This window comes from Synechococcus sp. PROS-U-1 (genome assembly GCF_014279755.1).
Taxonomy (GTDB): Bacteria; Cyanobacteriota; Cyanobacteriia; order PCC-6307; family Cyanobiaceae; genus Parasynechococcus.
The window spans coordinates 1,635,201-1,659,256 of record NZ_CP047951.1; the positions used below are offsets into that span (position 1 = coordinate 1,635,201).

32 protein-coding genes are annotated in these 24,056 nt (G+C 57.0%); 9 read left to right on the top strand and 23 right to left on the bottom strand.

Features of this window, described 5'->3' with window-relative positions:
- Window positions 1-258 precede the first annotated feature (258 nt).
- Window positions 259-1,692: a terminase large subunit domain-containing protein gene (locus SynPROSU1_RS09065; RefSeq protein WP_255444601.1), complete on the bottom strand. Its 1,434-nt coding sequence runs from the start codon at window positions 1,690-1,692 to the stop codon at window positions 259-261.
- Between the two features lie 594 nt (window positions 1,693-2,286).
- On the opposite strand from SynPROSU1_RS09065, the gene SynPROSU1_RS09070 reads away from it, so the two are divergent.
- From SynPROSU1_RS09070 to SynPROSU1_RS09080, 3 genes are all read left to right on the top strand, one after another.
- Window positions 2,287-3,186: a hypothetical protein gene (locus SynPROSU1_RS09070; protein ID WP_186570219.1), complete on the top strand. Its 900-nt coding sequence runs from the start codon at window positions 2,287-2,289 to the stop codon at window positions 3,184-3,186.
- Window positions 3,187-3,286: 100 nt separating this feature from the next.
- A complete protein-coding gene (locus tag SynPROSU1_RS14165; protein WP_186570220.1) occupies window positions 3,287-3,469 on the top strand; it encodes a helix-turn-helix domain-containing protein in 183 nt (60 codons plus the stop codon).
- A 167-nt stretch (window positions 3,470-3,636) separates the two neighbouring features.
- Window positions 3,637-4,365 (top strand): hypothetical protein, encoded by a 729-nt coding sequence (locus tag SynPROSU1_RS09080; RefSeq protein WP_186570221.1) that lies wholly within the window; start codon window positions 3,637-3,639, stop codon window positions 4,363-4,365.
- Between the two features lie 53 nt (window positions 4,366-4,418).
- Here SynPROSU1_RS09080 and SynPROSU1_RS09085 read toward each other — a convergent pair whose 3' ends face one another.
- From SynPROSU1_RS09085 to SynPROSU1_RS09120, 8 genes are all read right to left on the bottom strand, one after another.
- Window positions 4,419-4,592 carry a hypothetical protein gene (locus SynPROSU1_RS09085; RefSeq protein ID WP_186570222.1) on the bottom strand — a complete coding sequence of 58 codons (174 nt, stop codon included), beginning with the start codon at window positions 4,590-4,592 and terminating at the stop codon, window positions 4,419-4,421.
- Between the two features lie 160 nt (window positions 4,593-4,752).
- Complete coding sequence (locus SynPROSU1_RS09090) at window positions 4,753-5,151, bottom strand: hypothetical protein (RefSeq protein WP_255444602.1); 399 nt, start codon at window positions 5,149-5,151, stop codon at window positions 4,753-4,755.
- A gap of 181 nt (window positions 5,152-5,332) precedes the next feature.
- Window positions 5,333-5,533 carry a hypothetical protein gene (locus tag SynPROSU1_RS09095; RefSeq protein ID WP_186570224.1) on the bottom strand — a complete coding sequence of 67 codons (201 nt, stop codon included), beginning with the start codon at window positions 5,531-5,533 and terminating at the stop codon, window positions 5,333-5,335.
- A 259-nt stretch (window positions 5,534-5,792) separates the two neighbouring features.
- Window positions 5,793-7,874, bottom strand: coding sequence for an AAA family ATPase (locus SynPROSU1_RS09100; RefSeq protein ID WP_370586215.1), 2,082 nt, complete (start codon window positions 7,872-7,874; stop codon window positions 5,793-5,795).
- 198 nt (window positions 7,875-8,072) lie between these two features.
- The gene (locus SynPROSU1_RS09105; RefSeq protein ID WP_186570226.1) at window positions 8,073-8,372 is read right to left on the bottom strand and encodes a hypothetical protein; all 300 of its coding nucleotides are present in this window, start codon (window positions 8,370-8,372) and stop codon (window positions 8,073-8,075) included.
- A 295-nt stretch (window positions 8,373-8,667) separates the two neighbouring features.
- Window positions 8,668-9,216 carry a hypothetical protein gene (locus SynPROSU1_RS09110; RefSeq protein ID WP_186570227.1) on the bottom strand — a complete coding sequence of 183 codons (549 nt, stop codon included), beginning with the start codon at window positions 9,214-9,216 and terminating at the stop codon, window positions 8,668-8,670.
- Window positions 9,217-9,411: 195 nt separating this feature from the next.
- A complete protein-coding gene (locus SynPROSU1_RS09115; RefSeq protein WP_222929876.1) occupies window positions 9,412-9,663 on the bottom strand; it encodes a hypothetical protein in 252 nt (83 codons plus the stop codon).
- Window positions 9,664-9,910: 247 nt separating this feature from the next.
- The gene (locus tag SynPROSU1_RS09120; protein ID WP_186570229.1) at window positions 9,911-10,237 is read right to left on the bottom strand and encodes a hypothetical protein; all 327 of its coding nucleotides are present in this window, start codon (window positions 10,235-10,237) and stop codon (window positions 9,911-9,913) included.
- Window positions 10,238-10,878: 641 nt separating this feature from the next.
- Between SynPROSU1_RS09120 and SynPROSU1_RS09125 the strand changes: the two genes are divergently transcribed.
- Both SynPROSU1_RS09125 and SynPROSU1_RS09130 read left to right on the top strand, forming a co-directional pair.
- Window positions 10,879-11,796, top strand: coding sequence for a histone deacetylase (locus SynPROSU1_RS09125; protein ID WP_186570230.1), 918 nt, complete (start codon window positions 10,879-10,881; stop codon window positions 11,794-11,796).
- Window positions 11,793-12,359 carry a pyridoxamine 5'-phosphate oxidase family protein gene (locus SynPROSU1_RS09130; RefSeq protein ID WP_186570231.1) on the top strand — a complete coding sequence of 189 codons (567 nt, stop codon included), beginning with the start codon at window positions 11,793-11,795 and terminating at the stop codon, window positions 12,357-12,359. The genes SynPROSU1_RS09125 and SynPROSU1_RS09130 overlap by 4 nt, the downstream gene beginning before the upstream one ends.
- Here SynPROSU1_RS09130 and SynPROSU1_RS09135 read toward each other — a convergent pair whose 3' ends face one another.
- From SynPROSU1_RS09135 to SynPROSU1_RS09150, 4 genes are all read right to left on the bottom strand, one after another.
- Complete coding sequence (locus SynPROSU1_RS09135; RefSeq protein ID WP_186570232.1) at window positions 12,360-12,701, bottom strand: hypothetical protein; 342 nt, start codon at window positions 12,699-12,701, stop codon at window positions 12,360-12,362.
- 63 nt (window positions 12,702-12,764) lie between these two features.
- A complete protein-coding gene (locus SynPROSU1_RS09140; RefSeq protein ID WP_186570233.1) occupies window positions 12,765-13,262 on the bottom strand; it encodes a hypothetical protein in 498 nt (165 codons plus the stop codon).
- A 69-nt stretch (window positions 13,263-13,331) separates the two neighbouring features.
- Window positions 13,332-14,315 carry a hypothetical protein gene (locus tag SynPROSU1_RS09145; RefSeq protein WP_186570234.1) on the bottom strand — a complete coding sequence of 328 codons (984 nt, stop codon included), beginning with the start codon at window positions 14,313-14,315 and terminating at the stop codon, window positions 13,332-13,334.
- 383 nt (window positions 14,316-14,698) lie between these two features.
- Entirely contained in the window at window positions 14,699-15,226 is a 528-nt protein-coding gene (locus SynPROSU1_RS09150) for a hypothetical protein (protein ID WP_370586216.1), read from the bottom strand.
- Between the two features lie 40 nt (window positions 15,227-15,266).
- On the opposite strand from SynPROSU1_RS09150, the gene SynPROSU1_RS09155 reads away from it, so the two are divergent.
- Together SynPROSU1_RS09155 and SynPROSU1_RS09160 are read left to right on the top strand one after the other, a co-directional pair.
- Window positions 15,267-15,980, top strand: a complete 714-nt coding sequence (locus tag SynPROSU1_RS09155) for a putative 2OG-Fe(II) oxygenase (protein WP_186572330.1) — start codon at window positions 15,267-15,269, stop codon at window positions 15,978-15,980.
- A 42-nt stretch (window positions 15,981-16,022) separates the two neighbouring features.
- Window positions 16,023-16,274, top strand: a complete 252-nt coding sequence (locus SynPROSU1_RS09160; protein WP_186570235.1) for a hypothetical protein — start codon at window positions 16,023-16,025, stop codon at window positions 16,272-16,274.
- 2 nt (window positions 16,275-16,276) lie between these two features.
- Here the strand turns inward: SynPROSU1_RS09160 and SynPROSU1_RS09165 are convergent, their stop codons facing one another.
- The 3 genes from SynPROSU1_RS09165 to SynPROSU1_RS09175 are packed head-to-tail and all read right to left on the bottom strand — an operon-like array spanning window position 16,277 to window position 17,515.
- The gene (locus SynPROSU1_RS09165) at window positions 16,277-17,038 is read right to left on the bottom strand and encodes a metallophosphoesterase (protein ID WP_186570236.1); all 762 of its coding nucleotides are present in this window, start codon (window positions 17,036-17,038) and stop codon (window positions 16,277-16,279) included.
- Entirely contained in the window at window positions 17,016-17,249 is a 234-nt protein-coding gene (locus SynPROSU1_RS09170; protein WP_186570237.1) for a TIGR02450 family Trp-rich protein, read from the bottom strand. Before SynPROSU1_RS09170 ends, SynPROSU1_RS09165 begins: the two co-directional genes overlap by 23 nt.
- Entirely contained in the window at window positions 17,249-17,515 is a 267-nt protein-coding gene (locus SynPROSU1_RS09175; protein WP_115025365.1) for a DUF3764 family protein, read from the bottom strand. The genes SynPROSU1_RS09170 and SynPROSU1_RS09175 overlap by 1 nt, the downstream gene beginning before the upstream one ends.
- Before the next feature lie 193 nt (window positions 17,516-17,708).
- On the opposite strand from SynPROSU1_RS09175, the gene SynPROSU1_RS09180 reads away from it, so the two are divergent.
- Window positions 17,709-18,164 (top strand): Fur family transcriptional regulator, encoded by a 456-nt coding sequence (locus SynPROSU1_RS09180; protein WP_186570238.1) that lies wholly within the window; start codon window positions 17,709-17,711, stop codon window positions 18,162-18,164.
- A gap of 18 nt (window positions 18,165-18,182) precedes the next feature.
- Here SynPROSU1_RS09180 and SynPROSU1_RS09185 read toward each other — a convergent pair whose 3' ends face one another.
- The 6 genes from SynPROSU1_RS09185 to stpA all read right to left on the bottom strand — a co-directional run bounded on the left by SynPROSU1_RS09185 (window position 18,183) and on the right by stpA (window position 21,707).
- Window positions 18,183-18,377, bottom strand: coding sequence for a hypothetical protein (locus SynPROSU1_RS09185; protein ID WP_186570239.1), 195 nt, complete (start codon window positions 18,375-18,377; stop codon window positions 18,183-18,185).
- A 117-nt stretch (window positions 18,378-18,494) separates the two neighbouring features.
- Window positions 18,495-18,890, bottom strand: a complete 396-nt coding sequence (locus tag SynPROSU1_RS09190; protein ID WP_186570240.1) for a hypothetical protein — start codon at window positions 18,888-18,890, stop codon at window positions 18,495-18,497.
- Between the two features lie 3 nt (window positions 18,891-18,893).
- Complete coding sequence (locus tag SynPROSU1_RS09195) at window positions 18,894-19,073, bottom strand: DUF3721 domain-containing protein (RefSeq protein ID WP_255444605.1); 180 nt, start codon at window positions 19,071-19,073, stop codon at window positions 18,894-18,896.
- Window positions 19,074-19,157: 84 nt separating this feature from the next.
- The gene (gene arsS, locus SynPROSU1_RS09200) at window positions 19,158-20,102 is read right to left on the bottom strand and encodes an arsenosugar biosynthesis radical SAM (seleno)protein ArsS (RefSeq protein WP_222929877.1); all 945 of its coding nucleotides are present in this window, start codon (window positions 20,100-20,102) and stop codon (window positions 19,158-19,160) included.
- A 98-nt stretch (window positions 20,103-20,200) separates the two neighbouring features.
- Entirely contained in the window at window positions 20,201-20,410 is a 210-nt protein-coding gene (locus tag SynPROSU1_RS09205) for a hypothetical protein (protein ID WP_186570242.1), read from the bottom strand.
- Window positions 20,411-20,489: 79 nt separating this feature from the next.
- Window positions 20,490-21,707 (bottom strand): glucosylglycerol 3-phosphatase, encoded by a 1,218-nt coding sequence (gene stpA, locus SynPROSU1_RS09210; RefSeq protein ID WP_186570243.1) that lies wholly within the window; start codon window positions 21,705-21,707, stop codon window positions 20,490-20,492.
- Window positions 21,708-22,287: 580 nt separating this feature from the next.
- Here stpA and SynPROSU1_RS09215 point away from each other — a divergent pair.
- Window positions 22,288-23,592: a Rieske 2Fe-2S domain-containing protein gene (locus tag SynPROSU1_RS09215; RefSeq protein ID WP_186572333.1), complete on the top strand. Its 1,305-nt coding sequence runs from the start codon at window positions 22,288-22,290 to the stop codon at window positions 23,590-23,592.
- Here the strand turns inward: SynPROSU1_RS09215 and SynPROSU1_RS09220 are convergent, their stop codons facing one another.
- On the bottom strand, window positions 23,593-24,045 hold the full coding sequence (locus SynPROSU1_RS09220) for a hypothetical protein (protein WP_186570244.1): 453 nt from the start codon (window positions 24,043-24,045) through the stop codon (window positions 23,593-23,595).
- Window positions 24,046-24,056: the final 11 nt, after the last annotated feature.

The window sequence follows — 24,056 nt, forward strand, 5'->3', positions numbered from 1 at the left end:
CGATTTCTTCTTTTTGCACTGCGTCTTTGCGCGATTTGAAATCAGTCTATTAACCCCAAAATCACCAGAGCGAAAATCTTCGACGGCTCATCTTTTTCAGCTCCATCTCATACGTCGTCACGCTGCCATCAATCCGCTCTAATGCAGCACGAATTGCTCTACCGCAAGCATCTAGGTCGCGACCACCACCAGTCACATACGCCCGCTTTAATGCCGAGACTCTCGGATCATTCACCCCGTCCGAAAAAACTCCTCTCATCAGAAAGACCCCACACCAATGCGTTGCTTAGGAATTCTGCCGTGACTCAAATGCCGTCCTTGATTACTGGCGGTCAAGACATACCTGACAGCATCAGCGGAGTGGTCAGGCGCGTCTTTTTCCATATCCTCAGGATTCTTTGGATCTGAAATGCAGTAAGGCAACGTCGCCCACAAACTCTGACAACGCTCGGAGATATAAAGCCCTGGTTGCTCCGTTCCAGCTTGAAACAGCAACGATTTCATCAGCTGCCAACCAACCGCACGACTTGACTTCGGACTACCCGTAACCAGCCATCCATATTTCTTGAATTCAGTCGACAGTGTCACGGGGTCGGAGTAACCACCAAAGCCCAACTGTGCGGTCACTGCCGAATCCATAATTACCCGCTTTTCGTGGATGCTCCGCAATACAAACCCGTGCCGCCTGTATAGCCCTGTGACGCGCTCAACAAACTTCGGGGCAGTCAGTGTCCTGTCGCCTCTGTTCCACTCCGCAGCGCCGTCCTGCTGCGTGCTGCAGACGTATTCCTCATCGACACACACCCAGCTCCCCCGCGCCAGATATTTCCCGTCAAATTCCATTGGTTCTTGCACCTGATACATCAACACCGCACAGGCAGGCGATGCAGTGCCCCAGTCACCACCGATCCAACAATGACGACCGCGACTTTCTTCCCTGAACACCCCATCCACATCCTTCAGTTGAGGGATGACGAAGTCACCACTGATCAGGCTCTTTTCTTCACTCAATGCCGTCCCGAAGAAGCCAGCAGCTGATCCAGCCCAATCACCAAAGATTTCTGCACGGGCGCGACTCTCATCACCAAATGCACTGGCTTTGAGATCAGCCTCGTATTGATCTGGATTCGCTAGATACGGGTTATCCCTTAACGTGCTCTTAAACCAGACGGTTTCAACACCACCGAACAGTTCACAGTTAAAAATCCGCCCTGGAACGCTCTTGCTGATGATGTAATCGCGACACCACCAGCCGTGTGGGAATGGGTTTGCCGTCGCAATAAATTTCGTCTTAATTGACGGGTCAGACGTACGCATTGACGACCGAATCCGTAACACCGTTTGCGGGTCTGGAAACTGCGTCAATTCGTCCACATATACGTGCGACAGGTCTTCACCCTGCAGCTTGTTAAAACTGCTCGCATCGCTCTGGTGGATCAGGTTCAGTATTGCCCCATTAGACATCTGCCACTGACGCTTGGCTTTGAAATACCTGCTCCCTGGCAACACCTTCGGGATGTGGTCATACAACAGGCTTTCAAGCTTCTGTAGACCCGCAAGGTCCGTCCTGATCAATACACCCCGATGACCCTTGCCGTTGATGACGGCGAAATAAATAATCAGCCAGATCAGCAGGATTGACTTGCCGCCGCCCCTGCCACCGCTCAGCAGAACGGTATTGAGCGTGTCCACCGCCTGCACACAACCCGCAACCGTTCGCTGCCACGGACTGAGCTGTATCGGTGAATAGGACTCTTTGGTCGCTTTACTCACAAGTGTTTTTTATCTGCTTCAGTCTGCTGCGCTTTTTTGTTCGTGATCAGTCCTCTTTCTTCTCGACAGGCTTTTGGTAACGACGCAACAGCTCAGGGTTGAGTTTGGCTTTACGGGCGAAGAGTGCAGCACGTTTGAGTACAGCGGCGCGGGATTCTTTCACGGGTTGAATGCAACTACTTCAGTCTGCTTCCCTCCACGTGGAGGGAGAGAGCGTTTTGATTTAAGGCCGCTGGCGGCCCTCAGGAGAGGACGCTTCAACCTGCCGACCGCTGGGGGCAAAGCCTGACCGTGACCGCACAAGGTGCTAGCTGGTGCTATTTGGTGCCAGTGGGTGCTATCCCCGACTGGTCGGGTGAACACATCGTGCTAGCTGGTGCTAGTAGGTGCTATGCCCAGTGCCTGCAAGGGAAGTGGCACACCCTTACCCCCTAACCCCGCCCCGTCGTGGTAAGCTGAATGCAGGCGCAGCGGCTCTGCCCTCGCCAACCCTGAACCTTGACAACTCGACCCGTGGCTAAACGACCACGCGGCTTCATCTCTGGTTACCGCCCTCGCGGTGCCAACGTCGACCTGCTGGCGGCTGTGCAGTCCGTTCTGACGATGTATCAGGACCAACTGCCCCTGACCATCAGGCAAGTCTTCTATGTACTTGTCGGCAAGTACGACTACGAGAAAACCGAAGCCGCTTACAAGCGACTCTGCGAACTGCTCGCCAATGCCCGTCGCGGTGGTGTCATCCCCTTCGATCACATCCGTGACGATGGTCCCTCCGCAGCAGCTCCTCAGCTCTTCAAATCAGGCGATGACTGGCTCACAGCTATTCACCGTTCTGCCAACCACGTCCGACTCTCCCCCTGGAACCTCCAGCCTCGATACGTCGAGGTCATCTGCGAGGCAGGTGGAATGGTCCCGATGCTCGCCTCTGTCGCTGACCCCTACGGCATCACCGTTCGCTCTGGTGGTGGATTCGACTCCATCACCGCCAAGCACGAACTGGCTCAGCATTACGCCCGCCAACAACTGCCCGTGACGGTCCTGCACGTTGGTGATCACGACCCCTCAGGCGAAGCCCTCTGGACCAACCTCAGCGAAGACGTCGGTGCGTTCTGCCAATCCCTTGGTGCTGACTTCTCCGTTCAACGGATAGCCGTCACCAAGGAGCATCAGCAGATCTACAGCCTGCCAACGGCACCCCCGAAAAAGACCGACAAGCGTTCGGTCTGGAACGAAGGTGACCAAACCGTTCAGGCAGAAGCACTGCCGCCCGACATCCTTCAGAGCATCGTCCGCGATGCCATCGAAGCCAACCTTGACCTCGATCAACTGGCGGAGACACGACGGCTGGAACAGCAGACCCGCGACAAGCTCAGCGCCGTGCTGAGTGACCTGACCACGAACCTCGACAACTGAATAACCCGACCACGGGGTGGCTACGGCTGCCCCACCCATAGAATTTCCACGTCGGCAGGCAGCTCTAAGCGCCGCTGACATCAACACCATTCACATTCCAATGACCTGTTTCACCGTCTGGGTGCTGGTCGTTCTCCTGTTGCCCCTGCACCTGCTGCTATGGGCTACCGAGAGCAAGAGCACCCGCATCAATCGCTTGCGCCGTCGTGGCGCTACCTGGAAGACAATCGCTGCCCGTTACGGGGTCAGCCAATCAACCGCAAGGAGGTGGGCTAACGCTTGATCCGATACGACTATCAGCTAGCTAGGTGATATACTTATGGAGTCGCGGGGGAGCAATCCCGCGTTGAGCGCCTGAAGCGAGAGGCAACTGGCTTCCTCCGACCCTGACTCACTCCCCCCTTCCACTCCCTTTACCCCCTCCTATCTACTAACTAGCTGAAATCGCCTATGACAACCGCCTCCCTCAAGCGTCAACAAATGGACGCCCTTCAACAAATCCTCCCGCCTTCAGCAGAGGTCGCCTCAATGCTCAAGTGTTGGGCAGGCGCTGATGTCCGTTACTGGAACTCCAATCTCCAACCCTGTTGGCTTACCTCCAACATCGCCAAATACGGCAAGTGCATCGGCACCTGGACCCCCGACACGCGCACCCTCAACCTCGTCCCCAACCTCTGGTTCCATTACGTCGACCTCGGGCACACCGACAAAGACGGCAACCCCATCAAGACGAAGGTCAGACGACCTGCTGACGATCCCCTCCACATCGTCTCTGCCGTGGTAATCCACGAGATGTGCCACCAAGCACAATCGCAGTTCTATCGAGACCTTGATGCTGCCAAAGGTCCACGCGGGCGTTGGTTTGACTCCAGCCACCGCTGCCCCTCTTGGTCACGCGCCTGTGAAGACGTCATCCAAGTCGACGAGATGGACTTGTTCGTGCCCGTCTGGCATCGCTCCACTGGCAACATCTGGAACCCGTGGGTGCCTGACTCCAGTGACTGGATGAAGTGGAAGCAGGTTGAACCTGACGACACCTTCGACGGTCGCAAGCTCGCCAGCTTTGATCAAGCCAGAGCATTCCACCCCAAGGTGGATACATCCATCCAACAGCTCTGCGAAGAGGCAGGCATCCCGATCGAAGACGACAAAGGCAAGCCGATCGAGTGGACCCTCTAACCGAGGGTCTTTTTTTTATCAGTCAGCTGATTGATAAATCTCAGAGCAAGCGGTCACACTCCGACCGTCACCTCCGACTCCATCAGCCACAGCGCCAGCTGCTGCATCCCATCCATCCCAGCCAGCACCATTGAGCTGTAGACGATCGCCTGATGACGCGGGTCCAGCTCCAACCCCTCTTCCATCGCCGTCAACCCGTCTCCGTGCGCCATCGCGATCCTTGCCATCGTCCTTCCCAGCGCCACCGTCATCGGGTCCGTCATAAGCCTCTGAATCGTTCGCAATAAGCCACTGATGACACCGCTATGACACGGCGGTCAGCCTCCAGAGACTAAACCCACTGTCAGGGCTGGAATCTAAAGACAAGACGTATTGCTTCCTGAGCAATCACACATCGATTGTGCCTTGGTTGTCGTTCCAGTCACTGGCGGTCAGTTGCTTGCCACCCTCGCCCTGTTTGAGGAAGTCCTGGACCACCGCCACGTTGACCTGAGATACCCCTGCATCGGGGCTGAGCTGGTTGTTCAGCTGACGGGCACGGCGATCGTGATGCGTTGACAGTGCCCTGAGCAATGCGGGGTCGACGCTCTCCGATTTGGTGATCTTCACCTGTTCGGTGCCATCAGAGAAGCGAATCACCTCGCGGGTGACGCGACCCTCAAGCAACTGGCGACAGATCTCGTTTTTGATCTCGTCCTCGCTTTGTTGCCAACGAGCTTCTGATAGGGCGATGCGTTCATCCGTCGACATCTGCACCACAGGATGCTGAGACGCAGCTTCTTTCACCAGCTGACAGACGCGGGATTGAGTAACACCCAACTCCTCAGCAATCTTGAACTGATTGAGTCCTTTGAGGTGCAACTCCCAAGCCTTTTCTCTTTTCGCTTGGACTGAAAGTTTGCTCATATCTGAATCTTACCCAAAAAAATATGAGAAAAGATAAGCGTATGCGCCCAAAGGGCAGGCGTTAGGAGACGCCACGTCTCATTAGTTCGAGTTCACAGCTGATGTCTGAGAGGGTGCTGGTGTTGATTTCATTGATGGCATCAACGACAAAGGAGGCGGTGGAGTCTTTGCGATGAGGATTGAGTTGGCTGCGGATACCCGCGAGGTCTGAAGCGATGGATTGGAGGGCTGTGATGAGAAGGTCAGCTTGATCAGGAGTCATTGGAAGACCGTGCGGAGTAGGAGGAGTTGAAGGGACACACACCTATTAAGTGTGTGTGGGGGGTAATCGGGAAAAAACGGGCGAAAAGGGTTGGTAGCACTAAGAAAAGGGACGTTTTCAAGGCGGGATTTTGTAGGGAACACCAAGGATTCCCAGGGAAAACTCAGCAAATCCCATACTTTTCCCAGCAGGTACAAAGCAAAAAACCCAGTAATAAAGGGGGTTTATAAAGATTTTTTCCCTTATTCCCTGCATATACCTATGGGGTGTGTGTGGGGTCGCAGAGCTTGTTGAGGGCAAACTTGCCGCGTTTGGTCAGATGCCAAGCGGAGCCTGTTTTCTTGATCAACCCGCGTTGCCTCATCCGTGTGAGGTTGTTGGAGATGGTCTTCTCACTGACGTCACGCATCTGACTCTTGATTGCTGGGCTGGTGGTTGCAGTGCCGAGCCCCTCAAGGTCTCCAAGGGTGATCAGGATGCGGTCAGAGGCGTTGGTGATGACATCACCCTCCACCACGTTCAAACCGTCATCAGAGAGGCGATAAAGGAACTCACGCTGGGTGTAACCACGCACCTTGTGAGCAAGCCAACGGACACAGCTGGGCTTGTCTTCTGAGGAGGGTTCAACCCGCAGCTCGTGGACGGCGTAGGGGATCTGGTTGACGTTCTGGTTACCGCCTGCACCACCGACGCCTTTGCCTTTGGTGTTGCCTGATGGGTGGTGAAGGTAGAGGGCGCTGCAGTGCTGCCCGATGAGCGCCTGGAGGATGCGTACAACGGTGCCGACAGGACCGATGCCGAAGTCAATGCCTGCGAGTTCAAGGACCGCTTTCCAGCTGTCGATGATGACTAGGGCGTAGTCGTTCGTTTCAAGCTCTTCCTTCAGTTCGAGGAGTCCTGCTGGTGTGCAGCTCCAAGCACCGATGCCTTCTGTTTGGTCAGCACCCCAGTGGAAGCAACCATCAACCCAGAGCGGATGGTCGGCGATGCCGAAGTCTTCGGCGGCGTTCTGCCACATCTCATAGGCACCATCACCACCATCGGAGCCGATGAAAAGAACCTTGCCTTTGATGTCGCTGGGGATGTCGTGATCAAGGAAAGGTTTGCCACTGATAACTGACCACGCCAGTGCGACTGCTGCAGTGGTTTTGCCGACGCCTGCAGGACCAAAGAGCAGGGTGTCTCGCTTCCAAGGGAGGAACCCGTGAACCAGCATCTGCTGATGCTCACCATCCTTCGTTTGATTAGCTCCCCGCCGCTTGCGCTTGCCCGAGTGGTGCTGACTGATTGCAAGGTTCCAGCGGTCTGCCAGAGCTTCAAGGCAACGGCGTTCGATGTCCTGACGATTGACTCGACGGCAGGTGAGTTCAGAGATGATTGCCATCTCTTTTGCCCAAGTGTCTTCTGTGGTCAGGCGTAGGTCGAGCAGATCACCAATACGTTCTGCAATCCACTCGTCTAATGGCTGGTCGTCTAGATCATCAATATCAGCTAGCGGGTTGATAGCTGGCTTCTCGATGTGCTCGACGAAAGTTGCGAAGCCACCAATCGATGGGTTGAACCCATAGCCCGACAAGGCGTAACTGATGCCGTCACGCTCGATCAGGTCAGCACCAACCTTGAGGTCTGCAGGTGGTGAGAACGTCTGACCCTGATAACAGTTGATGCGCTGGCGATTGCCGTCGTTGAAGGTCGTACAGGCGCTGCTGGTGTTACGACCACAGATGACGCAGGGAGTTAATGGTCCCGACTGTTGATTGGTGCCGTTTTCAATCGGCTGACGCTCTTTGTCCTCAACAGCGTGCGAGTCGACGATGTGATTGATCAGCCCCCACCATTGGTCGTTGGGGGTGTCGAGCTTGGTTGGATCGCCGTTCCAGAAGTAATGACCGCCTGATTGCTTGTGGTCACCAAGGACAACGCACTGCCCTGAGCCATAGAAGAGTTCAACCGCTTCCTGCTTCTCCAGGGTGATGGGGCGGTTCTTCTCGTCACGCTTGGGTTCGCCGAATTCGTCGACGTCGTAAACGGCTGCCTTGGTCTGCAACACCCTCTTGCCGAGCGGTGAGCCGTCCTTCCTCGTCAGAAACGGGCGTTTGTCTTCGGGGATATGGAATGCAACCTTGAGCCGTTCAGGATCGGTGTCGCGACGAATTGCCCAGCCAGTGTCTTTGGGTGCGCAGGCAAACTTTTTGCAGATATCAACAGCACTTTGCCCGTCAATGTCCAAGATCAACAAATGATCTGCGTCTGGACCAGTACGGGTGCCAACAGCATTTACGTTGCCGTTGAGTTGAAGGATTTGGTCAACACTGAAGCTGGCTTTTTGCCATTTGGTCATTAACGACCCATCAGCATTGATCGGCTGCTTTCCAGTTGGACCACCACAGGGGAGCAGTGGATAACCATCTAGAAGATTTAAATGTCGATGGTCGAGTGGTGCCATTGCGGCGGTGGAGGAATTGCTAAGGGCGCTGGAACAAGCGACTAGGGTGCGGACTTACGAGCGAATCGACCCTTGAAACGCTCTGCCGCAAAATCAGCTGTATTGCAGCTGTTGAAGCTGCTCGCGAATGACTAACCAAGCGCGACTGATCAAAAGATTGGCGTGCTCGAAAACTTCGTAAGCACCTTCAGGCAGGCGACCACGATGGATGGCTTCATCCTCAAAATCAGTGACCATCTGCTCCATTCCTTTGAGGTAGGCGATGGACTGATCGATACGAACTTGTGCCATCCGTTGCGCTGCATCTGTAGAGATACGCAGCAACGCATCGGTGTCGAGCTGGTGTAAAGTGTCAGCAGGAATTGCACCCAGTGACTCTCTTCGGAGGGTCATTTTTTTTAGCGGGTAGGGGGAAGTTCGACGTCATTCGCTTTTGCCCATTCTTCGATGATGTGGCAGTAAAGACGTGACTTAGAGACGCCTGCATTACGGGCGACATCGCCAAGGATTTGAACCCACTGCCAAGGCATTTGGATGGTGGTTCCAATGCGTTGCTCGGTAAGTGGCTTGGTGGGGTCGATGCTTAAACCTCTTGGTTGCATCGTTCATTCAGTTAGGGGCAGGTTGACCCTATTGACGGAAAAAGGGTTTGCCCCGAAATCCCCACCAGCCATAGTTGACGAGTTTTTCAGGTAGAACCTGATGGAGCTTGAGAGACTCTTTTGAGTGACTTCAGTGATGACTTCACCCTGTTCATCTCTGGGGTCGTCACGATCTCAGCAACCTTTCCAGCCTTCTCGACCAAAGGAATGACCTCCTCTTTGCCGAACTGGTCGCAGAGATAATCGATGAGGACTGAATGAAACACCCTCTGCCGTCGATTGAGGATCGAGTCCCTTTGATCTAGGCGCTGCTCCTTTGCCTTATACAGGTCAAGCTTTTGCAGCCCATCAATAGCAGCCAGCAAGGCACCATAATTACGGCACTTTTTCTTCATCCCGTTGAGGTCAGATGAAGGGCAGTAATCAGGCAGATGTCCATTCTTGTTGAAGAAGAACTCAACCCTTGTGACCTTGCGATTGAGTTGATTGAATTCAATTTCAATCTCTTCACGCAACTGCAGGCGATGCTTTAACAGCAGATCCTCGAGGTCATCAAGATAGATTTTGGTGCCGAGTACAGCAGAGTCAAAGAAAGGTGGCACTACAGCCGAAGCTGTCGATTTAATCCGTTGCATCAGACAAGCTCCTGGCGCGGTTCAATCAACTCCACTGAGACGCCGAAGTCACGCAACCTGAGGGCGTAGGTATTGCCTTCAAAGCGTGCATCTTCAGCTTCAGTAAATCGCCCGTGCCTGATTAGGTACGAGTGTCTGAGACGGCACCAAGCCAGACCTGATGGCAGATCTTCGTTAGCGACAAGAGAACGTTTTCTAGGCATTGTTCTGATCCTCCGTGTAGGTTTCGATGTCCTTGGTCAAAGAGTCGACAGCAATCTCTTGCGTCCTCTCGATTTGCCATTGCTTAATGGCGTCGACGTTCCAACCGACGGAACCATTTTTTCCGCCAGATAAATACACCCAATGAACGCCAGGGGTGAAGCCTTTTTTCTTCAGGCTGTGAAGTGACGCCCGAGACAGCATTACCTGCTCCATCGTGTCGTCGATGTTGCTCCAGATAGGCATAGGAAATAAGCCCGCAGAAACGGGCAATAAAGATTTACGGAGTCAGGGATAGAGAGTTGAAATTGACGAACCGTGACTGATTGCCCACCAGCCGAAGACCAAGGCAATTGCGCCAATCGTGAATGAGCCGAATGGGTTTTTGTTCAAGGCACAGACAGCCCAAGTCAGGACCATCAATTGCAAACAGACGATTTGAAGCATTAGAAAGAAGCCCGCCGAATGACGGGCGATAACGTTTGCGGGTTAATCAGTTATTCAGACCGTGCTCGTTAATCAATTGACTAATCATTGACAGTCGATTGGTGCCGTTGAACTGCGGGTGAATATCAAGAGCAGCGGCTAAACATTCGGTCCAAGTGCTGCCCTGTGGGAGGTCAAGGTCACTGCAGAACCCGCTGGGTGCAATACAGAGACTTGATGCTTCAGGGAGGCTGTCAACGGCAATGTCCCAGAGGTACAAACCTGCTTCGCAGACTTCGTCGGACAGATTGCCCTCGGCGTTGAAGGGGACGCGATCAGCGATGACAGCTTCGATGAAGTCTTCGATGCTGATGCGTTCAGTGGTGGTCGTCATTGGAATTGCGACGGTCAAGCAATCCAGCCCGCAGCCCCTTGTCCTAAGCCGCGTGGTTGATGCCGATTCCCTCTCTGTAGCTTTTGACTCAGGCGCTGCTCTGCGCTGTTCTGAGCCTCCGATCTAGTTGCCAAATCCCTGTGGCTGTTGTGCCGCTGAACGGAAAAAGCACAACACTGATTTCTGAATCCGATGATCTGCAGGGACAGTCAAAGGTGGGGTCGTAAATCCGAGAGGGAAACGACTTGCTTGAATCCAAGTTATAGGAGAGTCCAGCAGATTGTCTACGAAGGTGTCACAAACTGCATTGGCACAATGTGTATAGCACAACGTGTTATCTCTTGCGCTAAGTATCAACAACCCATCTATCAACCAACTGACTGATAACTCACCCGACCCGTCGGGGTTCCTATGACACACCCTGATCACAGGCGCAGACTCAGCCCCGCTGATGACACACCTATGACACGCCCGTTCTCCCCCTCCGTATCACACCGCCAGCACCGTTGCCACAGATGCCAGTCCAGCACTGCTATCTTTCGATTCCACCAAGGCGTCATTCACGGGTCTGACAGGTTGCTGCACCAGCAGCCTGCATAACACTTGAATGGGGGCTGAGCCATCCCGGGTGAGACAACCCCTTGCCGCTTCCGGTCGTTTACCACCCGCACTACTCCGCGCCGCTGCCGAGCACCCATCGCTTTCCGATGGCGAAGTTCCGGCTGCTGCATCAACTCCTGCTGGAGCAGGGGGTGGTGCAAGCCGACGAGGTGCATCGGCCCTTGAGCATCGCCCGCAGAGATCTGGAGAGCATTCATCCCCGCACGTATCACGAAGCCTTCAGCCGTGATCGCCTAACCCGACCGGAGCAACGCCGCATCGGACTTCCAGCCACACGCCCTTTGGTGCAGCGCACCTGGATCGCCGTGGGCGGCACCCTGTTGACGGCACGGCTGGCTCTCAAGCGGGGCTTGGCCTCTCATCTGGCGGGCGGCACCCACCATGCCCACCCCGGCTTCGGGAGCGGCTTCTGCATCTTCAACGACTGTGCCGTCGCCGCACGGGTGTTGCTGGGAACAGGAGAGGTGCGGCGAATTCTGATCGTGGATCTCGATGTGCACCAAGGGGATGGTTCGGCAGCCTGCTTTCATCACGACCCAAGGGTGACCACCCTTTCGGTGCACGCCGCCAGCAATTTCCCCTTGCGCAAAGTGGAAGGGGATATCGACATCCCCTTGGCTGATGGCACCAGCGATGACGACTATCTCGCCGCCATTGCCGACCGGTTGCCCGATGCCTTGGACACCATCGCGCCGGATTTGGTGCTCTACAACGCGGGCGTCGATCCCCATCGCGATGATCGGCTCGGCCGACTGGCTCTCAGCGATGCGGGACTGATGATGCGGGATCGACTCGTGCTCGATGCCTGTCTGCGCCGCAGGATTCCAACAGCAACCGTGATCGGCGGGGGGTATGACGCCCTCAACCCCTTGGTGCAGCGCCACGCCATCGTGGTGCGCGCCGCTGCCGAGCAGGCTCGCTTGTTCGATCTGCCATGACTGAGGCTTTGCCCCCCTGGAGACCCCTGCTGCGCGCGGCCATGCAGCGGGAGGGACGTTCTGTTTCAGCACGCTGGGTGCAACTGGCCTCAACGGGACGTGATGGAACCCCCCGGGTGCGAACCCTGGTGTTCCGAGGCTGGGCCGGGGTGGACCAGCTCGAACTGTTCAGTGATCAACGCAGCGAGAAGGTGAAAGAACTCTCCAGCCATGGGGCTGCGGAACTGTGCTGGTTGTTTCCCAAAGCCCGCCAGCAATACCGACTGCGGGGCATGGTTCAGCTGATCACACCGGCCGAACAAGCTGACCTTTGTCAGCAGCGCTGGCAACAGCTCTCCGATACCGGACGTGCCGTCTGGGGATGGCCCACACCGGCAAAGCCTCTCGATCCCTCCGCGGCTTTTCCAGAACACCTCAGTGACACATCACCCCTACCTGATCATTTCGTGGTGCTGCGGCTGCAGGTGGAGACCGTCGAGCGGCTCAACCTGGGGCCGCACCCGCATCAACGCACGCGATGGAGCGCGCAAACGCTTTGGCAAGAACAGCCGTTGAACCCCTGATCACCACCAGCGCTCGACGCGACCAACGGACGGACGGCCCGGTTTACTGGGCACCGTCACCACCGACAACCGCTGCAGATCACGGCGGTAATCAAAACGGCAGAACCCGACGCCTGTGCCAGAACAAGCCGAGAGACTTTCCAGTGCAACGGACGCCCAGCGACGTTCTTCCTGCGTCGGCTTTTTTTCAGGGGCGGGACGCCAGCCATCGGCGATCAGATGGCGGTTGGCTTCGAGGATGGTCTGTCTGGCGTTGAGCTGCGGCTCAGGCTTGGCAAAGGCCGAACTTCCAACCCCCATCAACCAGGGCAGCAACAGCGACAAGAGAACACAACGTCCCATGGTGGGCCTCATCCCTCTCCGCCCTAGCCATGGATCCCTGCTCTGACCACAGGATCAGGCAACTCAGGCCACACTCTCTGGATCAAGCAGATATTCGGCGTAACGGATCGTTAATCCCAGCTGACCGTCCCAGGCCACGGCGTAACTCCAATGGCCTTCACCTCGCATCCCCGAAGGCGATGGACCCGGCTCGACCCAAAGCATGGGCTCATCCGCAATCACACCCCAACGGCCGCTGGCCTTGTTGCACACACGATCCCCCACTTGAAAACAAGGCTGTGGCTTCAATGCTTGCCCCTCCTCATTGTTGAAGCGGTCAGGCTCGCTTCCCCCTGCAGCAAGAGGCTCAGCTTCCTCCAGCAAATCAATCACCGGAGGCAGCCAATTGGGATCAGGCAGAGCACCCTGTAGCAGATGGCCAATGGCACGACCGCGACCAACCCCGTAAAAAGCGCAGTAAGTATCGAGTCGTTGAAGCACATCGGGCTTCAACCAAACCTGCACAGGCTTGGCCTTGGGTTCCTTGCCGGCGCGAAAGCGACCGCTGGAATCTCTAGACATTGAGCTGGGCAGGTTCTTCGACTGAGGCATATCACCATTCCGTCGGAAAGTTGCCATGTGGTCAAGCGGTCAACCTGCGGTGAGCTGAGCAAGGGGCTGAATGCTGAGAGCAATCACCAAACTCACCACCACACCGATGGCGGCTTTCCAAAGATCACTGCCAATGATCTTGGCGAGCGTGCCGCTTTCCTGGTTGGTGAACACGTACTCGAATTCCTGTTCCTTGATCCTCAGGGCGATCTCTCGACCGCCGAGCAACCCCAAAAACACCCAGGTTGTGCTGAGAGGGAAGGTCGAAAGAAACGCCTTGTAGAGCAGGCAAAGGCCGAAAAAGAAGTCGATCACCGTGGCCGAACGAAGATCGGAGGTGTTGGTCTTGGAGCGGAGCACAGCCTGAATGGGCCCACCACCAGTGGCCACCAGAACACAAAGGCCCACGCAGAGCACCAACGTGCAGATCAGCATCGGGAAGAACCCAAGCTGACGCGGTAGGAACACGAAGATGTTGGCCAAGTCCTGCACCAGCCACATGCTCCAAAGAAAACCGGTGGAGCACCACTGCAGTAGGTACCAGATTTTGCTGGGATCCTTCCCCTCCTCAGAGCAGCGGAACACCCAGCGCTCCAGCAACCACATGCCCAGTCCATAGGCGGCGAGGCCCACGGCAAAGGCGAGGACGTAGCCCGTTAGAGAACTGTTCAGCAGCTTGCCGATGTTGGCCGGCTGGAACGAGGACAACACCAAGAACGAGGTGCTTACTGGCGCCCCCCATTGGGTTAACGCCAGAACAGCGAGCGGGGGAAGGACATAAACCCAGGTAAAGGGTTCAGGCAAAGGGAACTCTTTGCCAGGAACACTGAGCCTTCCCCAGGCGGGATCACCATTGGACAGAACCCAGCCCAGCATCAACACAATGCTCGTTACCGAGCAGATGAAAAGCATCTGCACAACCTTCGGCGTGCGTTTCCTGTTGGACGAGATGTAGGTACCGAGGGTCTGCAGCGAGTCGTTCGCCACAACGGAGTATGCCGCCAGGAGGAAACCGACAATCATCCAGAAGCTTGACGTCCATGAAACCGATCAAGGCGCTGGATTGACTCCGTTGTAATGAGCTGCGAAGACAGCGTCGGTGATGCAGACGACCCTGTTATGGGATGCAATCTGATCCGATCATTTCATCCTGTCCATCGACTCCAAATGTTGTGTGGTCGACGGCGATGCACCACCGGAGCGATTCGACCACTTCGGCATGCTGACGGACAACTTCGTGTCTTGCGATACCAAACCGAATGTCTTAAGGGCGACCAAGCTTGCCCCCAGCCAGAGCAAGCTGTCCATGCGTCAGCCAGTCCACAGCAGTTAGGCAGAGAGTTCTCCGAAAGATGTCACCACGTCTCTCGCGAACACATCGCTCTTCACAACAAGCTTTTAAAACCTCAGTTTTTGACCGTCAGTGTGCGAATCCCAGAAGCCCTGACCCAACTTGCGAGTGCATCGATGTCGGACCTCTTTGGAATGCAGATGCACCCCGAACCGGGATAACAACGGTGGATTCCTAGAGCGCTGCGGGTGGTATCGAAGCGGGGGGTCAGGTCAAACCACAGGTCATTTCCCCATGGTTCCGGACGTCCAAGGCTGTACGTACCGGCGGGCAAGGGTGCCGCATTGCCAGGGCTCCAGCGGCGATCGGCAGATTGACGTCCAGCAACGCCACTGGCTGCTGACCAGCTTGCTAAGAGACGAGCGCCACGATGCAGCTCGACCTTCCAGATGCGGTTGCCGTCCGGGAACCGCTCAGCTGTTCGGCGGGTGCTGAGCTGCAGTGATCCGCCCTGAAGCAGCGCTGACGTTGGCCCCTGTTGCCCTGGCGGATCAGGAGCCGCTACAACAACGCCCCCCCCAAGCACCAAAGACAGCAGGAGTGCATGGCGCAGCATCACGATCGTCATGAACGGTGCACCCACTTTGGAGCTGCAACGATGGCCTGCAGCAGACCAGCCATTGGTGGACGTTCTCGATCTGTTTCCCCGCTCCATCCTGCGGGGCACCCTGCCGGATCCTCTGCTCCAGCAGCTGATTGCATTGAGCGAGAGCATTCTCGCCAATCCAGATTCAAGCCCCGATGCATCGGCGAAGCTGGCGGGTCAACTGCGTCAGCAACGGGAACTACGGCCTGAGCAACCCGGAGTGCAGGACCTCAGCAACAACCACCTGCTGCCTGCCTGTGATCGCTGGATCCGCCATGTGATGGACCGCCAGCCCCCCCAAGGTCGCGGCCCCTGGGTTCCCGGTCGCTACCGGTTGCAGATGATTGACCTCTGGCTCAATTGCCAGACAGCAGGGGACTACAACCCCACTCACACCCATGGAGGCAGCTTTTCCGGGGTGATCTTTTTGAAGGTGCCACCCCAGATCAATGCCAACAGTTTTGACGGCCAACTCTGCTTCCACGGCCCGGAGGATTGGCACCTGCAATCGTTCCGCACCGGTATGGCGCACTACGTGCTGCCCATCCCCGGTGAGTTCTATGTCTTCCCAGCCTGGCAACCCCATTCAGTGATGCCCTTCCGCGGTGATGGGGAACGCTGGTCGCTCGCCTTCAATGCCGTGGCAGCGCCCGGTGTTGCACCAACTGCAATGCAGCAGCCCACCCACCAGCAGCAACCGCTTGGCAACGTCTCCCTCTCGAGTCAGCGCCCCAGCGCCAAGGGGTTCTGAGGAGAACTGCCAGAGTCAACTGATTGCACTTAGCCAGGATTCATGGATCAAGCCGAGCCTCTCCAGCAGGCCAAAGCAATCGCACTGGCGTTGGAACAATTGGCCGATCAATTGCGTCCTGAGGTGATTCGCGCAGCCCGGCTCGATCAAGACGGTCGCCGGGATCTCGACCGGATCGAGTACTCCCTGGGCACCATCGGCAAGGCCTTGATTCTGACGGACTATTCCATCGACGAAGAAAAAGACATCGACAAACTCAAGGCCTTCCGCGAATCCCAGAAGGGGATGGACTGAGCTCAGGGGCTACCCCAGCGCAGCACTTGGTGCTGAAGAGCACCATCCATTGCCAGATCGAGCAACCTCCCACCGGGATCATCGGGGCGACCCACCGGGCAAGGCTGCACTGCCCTGAAACTGCAGAGCGTGGAGGGGCAACCCAGGAGTGGCACATCCGGACGTGCCTGCCAGAAACCCTGAAAATGCTGGTGAATGTGACCAAACAAAACGGCCCGCAGGGCGAGATGGGGACACAACACCACCTCAAGAGAGGCTTGATCGCGCAGGCGAATCGCGTCCATGCCGGCATCACCAATGGCGATCGGTGGATGATGAAGAGCGACCAGCAGAGGCAGATCACGGCGCTCCAAACACTGGAGACGCTGCGCCAGCCACTGGAGCTGGAGCGAGCCGAGCTCACCGCCGGCAGATCCAACCTGATGGCTGCTCAACAGCAGCAGCCGCACACCCCTCACCACCAGATCAGCAGGAGCAGTTGCCCACGTCCTCCCCAGCACCGCATCGAGCAGCAGCGGATGATCGTGGTTGCCAGGCAGCAGAGCGACCCGGCCGCGCACATGTCGGGTCAACGCCCGTCTCAGCCGGACGTAGCCACCCCAGCTTTCGTCCTGGCAAAGGTCACCCGTGACCAGAACAAGATCAGGATCCAACGCGCAGCCAACCTGCAGGGCTCTCTCGAAGGATGCAAGTGGCGCCCGTCCCCGCACCAGACCCTGATCAGCCGCCACCAGGTGTGGGTCACTGAGTTGAAGAATCCGCATGGTCCTCAGGAATGGACTGCCAGCCGCTGCTCCAGCGGTTTGGGTCCTTGAGCTCGCTCCAGAGCACCCGCTCCCGATGGGATGGCTTCAGCACAGCGGCCAATTCGACCCATCGCTGATCACCGCTCCCACCCTGCGTGATCAACTCGAAATGGCGATAACCGGCAACCGGGGTCTGGCTGGTCCAGGCCCGCGCAGGACGCCAAACCATCAGCTGGCGACGAACACCTGACTGATGGTGCTCTCAATCACATGCCCTGAAGCCTCGATCATGTCGGTGTTGTCGGCGATGAATTGCTCCATCACACCGGGAGAGGCTTGCATCACGGCGCAGACCTTGGTGGGGTCCTCCTTACTAACTCCCCGGTAGAGAGAAGTGATACCAGCGATTTTCTGAAGCGGCAGAGATGCGTCATAGGTGGCGACCCATTCAGCAAATGACTTGGTGATCGTGAAGGTGAGGACGTGGGTTTCCATCGACCAAAACGCATGTGCTGGCGGACGTTATCACCAGAGTTCGTCCCCTCTGCAGGGGAAACCGGCGGCATCAGAGCACGGCCATGACCCATGGCAAAACTGGGGTCTTCGCTCTGATCGAGATCAACATCGACCCAGGGGTGAGACAGCACTCTCATTAAGGCCTACTATTGAGAACAGGCGAAGAGAAACTGTGACAGGGTCCTCCGCGCCTGCCGCAACAGACGCAACGCTGCAGCAGGGACTGCATCAGGACGGGCGTCGACTCACCCCGCAACGCAAACGCGTTCTAGAGCTGTTCGAACGCTGTGGCTCCGGATGCCACCTCAGTGCCGAAGAGGTGCACCAACAACTTGCGGCACTCGACATGAAGGTGTCCCTGGCAACGGTGTATCGCACCCTGCGCCTCCTGGCCGATATGGGATTGCTCCAGGAACTGGAACTCAGTGAAGGGGGACGTCGCTTCGAACTCGCCGTTGAAGATCACCGTCAACATCACCATGTTGTGTGCATCCGCTGCGGTCGAACAGAAGAATTTGAAAGTGAATCCGTGCTAGCAGCGGGAGCTGCTGCCGCAGAACATGTTGGCTTTAAGTTGATTGAATCCAGCCTGAATGTGCGCGCGATCTGCCCCAAGTGCCAGGGATAAGCACGTAACAGCTGATCATTAAGCGCGAAATTCCCTGTCGTAGAGATCTGTCACCAGGAGGTCAATGAGCTGCACGGAAACAAGCTCTTTTTCCCGCCTCAAGGTGTTCAACAAGACTTGAACCTGGCGGTGATGCATCAATGACACTTCACCCATCTCCAGCCAACGGGTACTGAGTAGGGATTGGAGACGTTCGCGTGGGGACGTGGACATCGGGGGCGCCCGCTTTCACACACTGAAGCCAGCACAAAGCCTTCTGAGAAGGACCAAGCAACAGAAGTCTTCCGAAGCTTTTGTGAAGCAACCCCTGGGGACCTTCCTGCGGTGTCCTTACTGAGGATGCTCGTTGCAGGGCATCCAATACCGATCGCCCATGCGGTGCACGCCCTGGCAGCCCAATTTGCGCGCCTGCTCTTCTGCCTCCTCTCGACTGGGATACGCCAGGTAGCGGGGGTGGGTCGTCGAGCGGATTTGAATCAACCCCATGCTCATCGGGCCGGCGGTGATCACACCCATGGTGTTGACGCCGACAGCCACCAAACCCATACCGACGATGGCGGCATTGATCACACCCATCGCCACCACACCGATCGAGACCACCCCCATCGGCACCACCCCAATGCAGATGACCCCCATCGGCACGATGCCGATGGAGATGGTGCCCAGAGGAGCTACCCCAATCGCAATTCGCTTCGGCTTGCTGCCGCAGTGCCCGCCTTCACTCATGAATCAGTGCGCTCCATGGTGATCTGCCGCACCGTGCTTGTCGCAGACCATCCACATCTCACCCATCTGATGCGCACCCGAACAACCAAATCCCGGGGCAGCCGCTTCTGCTTCAGCTTTGGTGCTGAACATCGCCTGTTTGGGTTGGCCATGCGCCTCAGCCATGGCTCCCGTCGAAGACATCAAAAGAACAACGGCAGCGAAACAAATGCGATTCCTCGGCATGGCCTCGACACAGATCTCCCCACTATGCCCATGAAGAGAGAATCAGCCCTGAAGTGCTCCACCACAACTTGACCCTGCGCCAGCGGTACAGCCGAAACAATGCTGAGCCGTCCGGATGGACTGATCCTCCGGAACATTTGAGAGGCGCATCAGATCGCGAAGGTGACGGACCTCCCCGGAACAGGGAAGTCCGAGCTGCTGGTTGAAATCACAGTCATACAGATGGCCTTGCCAGTCCACACTGATCAGCTGGCGGCACATCACAGACTCCAGATTGTCGGGGTTGTGCGCTTCCTCCAGAAGGGCTTGATATGACTGCAGTTCGCCGTTGAGTTCCAATTGTCTGGCGAAACGCTGGATGGGCATGTTGGCCAGCGTCAGTAGACGATCAAATCGAATCCCCAACTCAGCCAGTGCGGTCTTGTAATCAGCCTCCAAGGCTTGCTGGGGGGGAGGCAAAACCGGCCCCAGGGGGTTGTAAACGAGATCAAGCTGCAGGTTGGGATCGCCCGTTCCATAGCCGAGGGCATTGAGCTGCCGCAGCCCATGGATGCTGCGTTTAAACACGCCATCACCCCTCTGCCGATCAACATTTTCAGCGCTGTAGCAGGGCAAGGAGGCCGTGATGCAAACCCCCTGCTCCGCCAGGAATTCGGCCAGGTCTTCCTGGCCGGGTTCACTGAGGATTGTGAGATTGCAGCGATCAATCACCGCGGTTCCGCGTGATCGTGCCTGCCGCACCAAATCACGAAAGCCCGGGTGCAACTCCGGTGCTCCCCCCGTGAGATCGAGGCAGGAGATTGAATGCCGTTCAAGGATCTGAGGAATCAAGGCCAAAAGATCCGCAGCCATCATCTCGATGCGGGTCGGGCCTGCATTGACATGGCAATGGGCGCAGCTTTGGTTGCAGCGGTACCCGAGATTGACCTGCAACGTTGTGAGCTGTCCGCGCTTCAGTGGCGGGAAAACCCTTTCAACGACAGCCACCAGCACCCAACAAACAACACTGATTCTTCCAGAGAGCAGATCGAAGTGCAGTGGGTTCCAGCCGACAGAATCAACGGGTCTGCTCTTGAGCTGCTGCGTTAACCGGCGGAGGCAAGCATTCCACTGCGGCGAAACTGATGGTCGAACTTGAGACCTGTAACCGCATCCGTACAGATCGGTTCTGAAGCCGGCAAATCAATAGTGCAATGGGGAATCTGAGCTTCCATCACCGCATGAATCGACAAGGCGACGATCGGAAGAGCGGTACCGCTGAGGACGGCGAGAACAGCAAAGGTTTTGGCAAACATGAGAACTGGGTTGGTGCTGAGGCAACCCTCCTCAATTCAGCGCTGATTGCTGATGACACCGGTCAAGCGCGGTTGTGATTTAGCGCACAGGAGCCACAGCACGATGCTGGGAAAGCTGGCGGAACCAGGCGATGTACTGCTCCGGACCGTCGGGCATCAGTACATCAATGCGCAGGGGATCCTCCGGATCAGTGATGCCTTGCAAGCTCCCATCGGCGTGGCTGGGCCGATCCACTTCGCCATGGCTGCTATCGACGAGAACAACGCGATTGGGTTGACCACACCAAGCCCCGAGGTCCTGCAACAGGTTGAGGAAACCGCGATCGCTGCCGCCTCGCAGCCACCCTGTGCCATCAGCTGATGCCGTGGAGGTGACGGTGTCGCCCACACCCACCAACAACGGCATTCGCTCGGCGGGGATGCGGTCCTTCACCAAGGCCAACAACTCATCGGGGGCGTGGGGAGCCGTTCTCACGTTGAAGGCATCGCCAAAGGGTGCTTCCCCCCAACGGCGCTGGATGTGCTGATTCAGCAGCACCAGCAGGCCAGCCTCTTTGATCGAGCCGGTGAGCATGAACTGAATGTCGGTGGTGCCGACATCACCGGAAGCAGCCGGTTTGATCCGCTCATGGCCCTGCGCATCACGGCCCAGGTTGGGAGCGACATGCAGAAAGAAGGAGTCCTCCAAACCCTGATCGGCAGCTTCCGCCAACAACTGATTCATCAGATCCGACAGCATCGTCTGCAGGGCCTGCTGACCAGTCACATCGTCAGGAACAAGAGCAAAAATCCCATTGAGATTGATGGTGGGTGAGACCTGGGTGTCCAACACCGCAGCTTTGGCAACCGCAGCCAGCTCCTCCATTCCCACATCAGAAAGCAGTGCCGGCAGCCGGTCCATCAGCAGGGCTTCCATCCGACCGGGGGCTGCAGCCAGAAAGGCCATTTCCGCCGGTGACACCCCGGGATGACTGAGGTCGCCAAAGCGATCCTGAAGCTGCACCCCGCCAGCCGCCAGCCCCGGAAGGTAACGGCCCTCCCGCTTGGGGAGATCGTTGTCTCCCAGGGCCTTCTCCACGAGACGGTTCACGCCGCGACGGCCTTCATGCTCACCGTTGGTCAACACAGCGAACGCACCATCCATCGCGGCCACAGCCGCCACATAGTTCGGATCCATACGCCGTGTCAGGGGATCCTTCACCAGCTGCATGCAGACGCCATCGAGGTCCTGCACGATCAGAAGATCATCAACATCGGATAGCTCTTCAAATAACTGGTCAGGAGTCAGTCGTGGCATGGAAGTTGTCCGACCCATGGAGTATGACCTGCATCACATCGAGAGTGTGCTGACTCAACCCACCAACTCAACACAGGATCATTCGAAAACAGACGACAAACCAGCATCCCTTCCGAAAGAGAAGACGGCTTAAAACAACATCGATGCAGAATTCCAAGTGACACAACAAGCTTCTGCAATAACAAACAATTAAGCCGACTCTCAGGAAAGCATCAGAAAAGAACAGTGCCTGATCAAATAAATTTTATCTAGAGGCAAAGATAACTTGAAAACGCAACTAAAAAGATTGTGCGTCGTCGCTTTAAGTCTGACATTATTTGGTGCCCTCGCAGACGTTGGACTTAATTTTACTGAAACTCACGCAGCCACCGAACACGACCGAAGACGGAACGAATTTCCAGACACCGGACATCGAAGGTATTGAGATCGTTTTCAAACAACCACCTCAACATCATCCAATCCATTTCATCGCGCTGCACCGTTGATTAACTCGGCATGGTGGTCCCAAAAAACCAGCCTCCTGCCGATCAGACAGTCCCTCCGTTGATTCGCGATCATGGCGCTTCTGTCGCCGGTCGTCATGCATCCCACCTGGACCGAACAGTGGTGGCCCATCAGCTACCTGCAAGACCTCGACTCCAAAACGCCGAGTCGGTTCACCTTGTTGGAACGGGATCTGGTGATCTGGTGGGATGCCGCCCACAACAGCTGGCGGGTGTTCCCCGATGTCTGCCCCCACCGTCTGGTGCCGCTCAGCGAAGGGCGGATCAATGACGACGGGCTACTCGAATGCCCTTACCACGGCTGGAGTTTCGATGGCAACGGCCAGTGCCAGGGCGTGCCGCAGGCGCTCGATAACACCCAGCCCAACAACCGGCGCTCCCGGTGCGCCAGCTTGCCGACAGCCACGGGGCAAGGACTGCTGTTCGTCTGGATGGGTGCCCCCGATGCCGCTGACCCCGCTCAACTGCCCCTGGTGCCGGCATTGGATGACAACCCAGACAGCTGGACGGTGCAGGACACCTTTCGGGATCTGCCGATGGATGCCGTCACCCTGCTGGAAAACGTGCTCGACGTCAGTCACGTTCCCTTCACCCACCACAAAACCGTTGGCAAGCGGGAGAACGCAGCCCCTGTTGAAGCCAAAATCACCCGGGAAGACACTGATGGCTTTGACGCGTTCTGGGAGGAGGGACCGCGCCGGGGCAAGCTCGGCGCCCAGTCCACCTGCTTTAAAGCCCCCCAGTTGATGTGGCACGACCTCACCGCCAAGGGCTTCGGCCGCATCCTCACGGTGGTGTACGCGGTCCCAATCCGCCGGGGCGAGTGCCGTCTCTTTGCCCGCTTCCCCTTCCAGTTCCAGTCAGCACTGCCCCGCGTCCTGATCGGATTGCGCCCACGCTGGCTGCAGCACATTGGTAACCACAAGGTGCTGGAGGACGATCAGGTATTCCTGCATTGGCAGGAAAGAGTTGTCGAAAAGGCGGGTGGCAGCCCGGCCGTGGAACGCAGCTTTTTCATGCCCACGTCAGCAGACGTCTACGTGGCCGCCCTGCACCGCTGGTTGAACACCAACGGTGGCGAACCCTTTGCAGGGCAAGCGCTCCCGCCCAGGCAAACCACAACAGAGCTGATGGATCGATACCTCAGCCACACCATCCATTGCCGCAGTTGCTCAACAGCGCTGACGCGCATTCGTGCTGTCCGCCCATGGGCCTGGGCACTGCTCTGGGGATCTGCAGTTCTCGTGGGCATCGGACAAGCCACCACCTGGAGCAACGTCGGCTTGGTGACGGCGGCTCTATCGGGCTTGGGGCTGCGACAGCTCAACCGATGGGAGCAAGGGCTCACCATCGGTAACGGCTTGGCTCCTCGCAACGGCTGATCAAGGAATCGGAAGCAGGGTGGGTTTCACCTTGCCTTCGATGTCGACCTTGCCTCCGATGGTGATCTTGTCGTCGACGTCCACATCCGCCTGAACAGGCAACGGCTGATCAGCTGTGACTGAAACTTTTCCTTCAACGCTGCTGACCCGTGCATCGGCATTCACCGTCACGGCCCCCTCAATCGAACGCACCGTGACTGGCCCTTCGATCGCGAGTGGTGCATTTCCGCTGATGGTCACCTGCTCCTGAACCTGAACGGGCAACGGGGTGTCAGAACGGATCGTGACACTGGGGGGAAGCACCAGCTTGTCGACCTGCAATCCACCCTCAATCGCGATGGGGATGGGCCTGCTGAGCAACCGCAACCCCGCAAAGGAGAGAACGACGGTGGAGAGAACCACCGCAACCGGCCAGCGATAGGCGAGCAACACATCACGGGAACTGGGTGCCATGACGACCACGC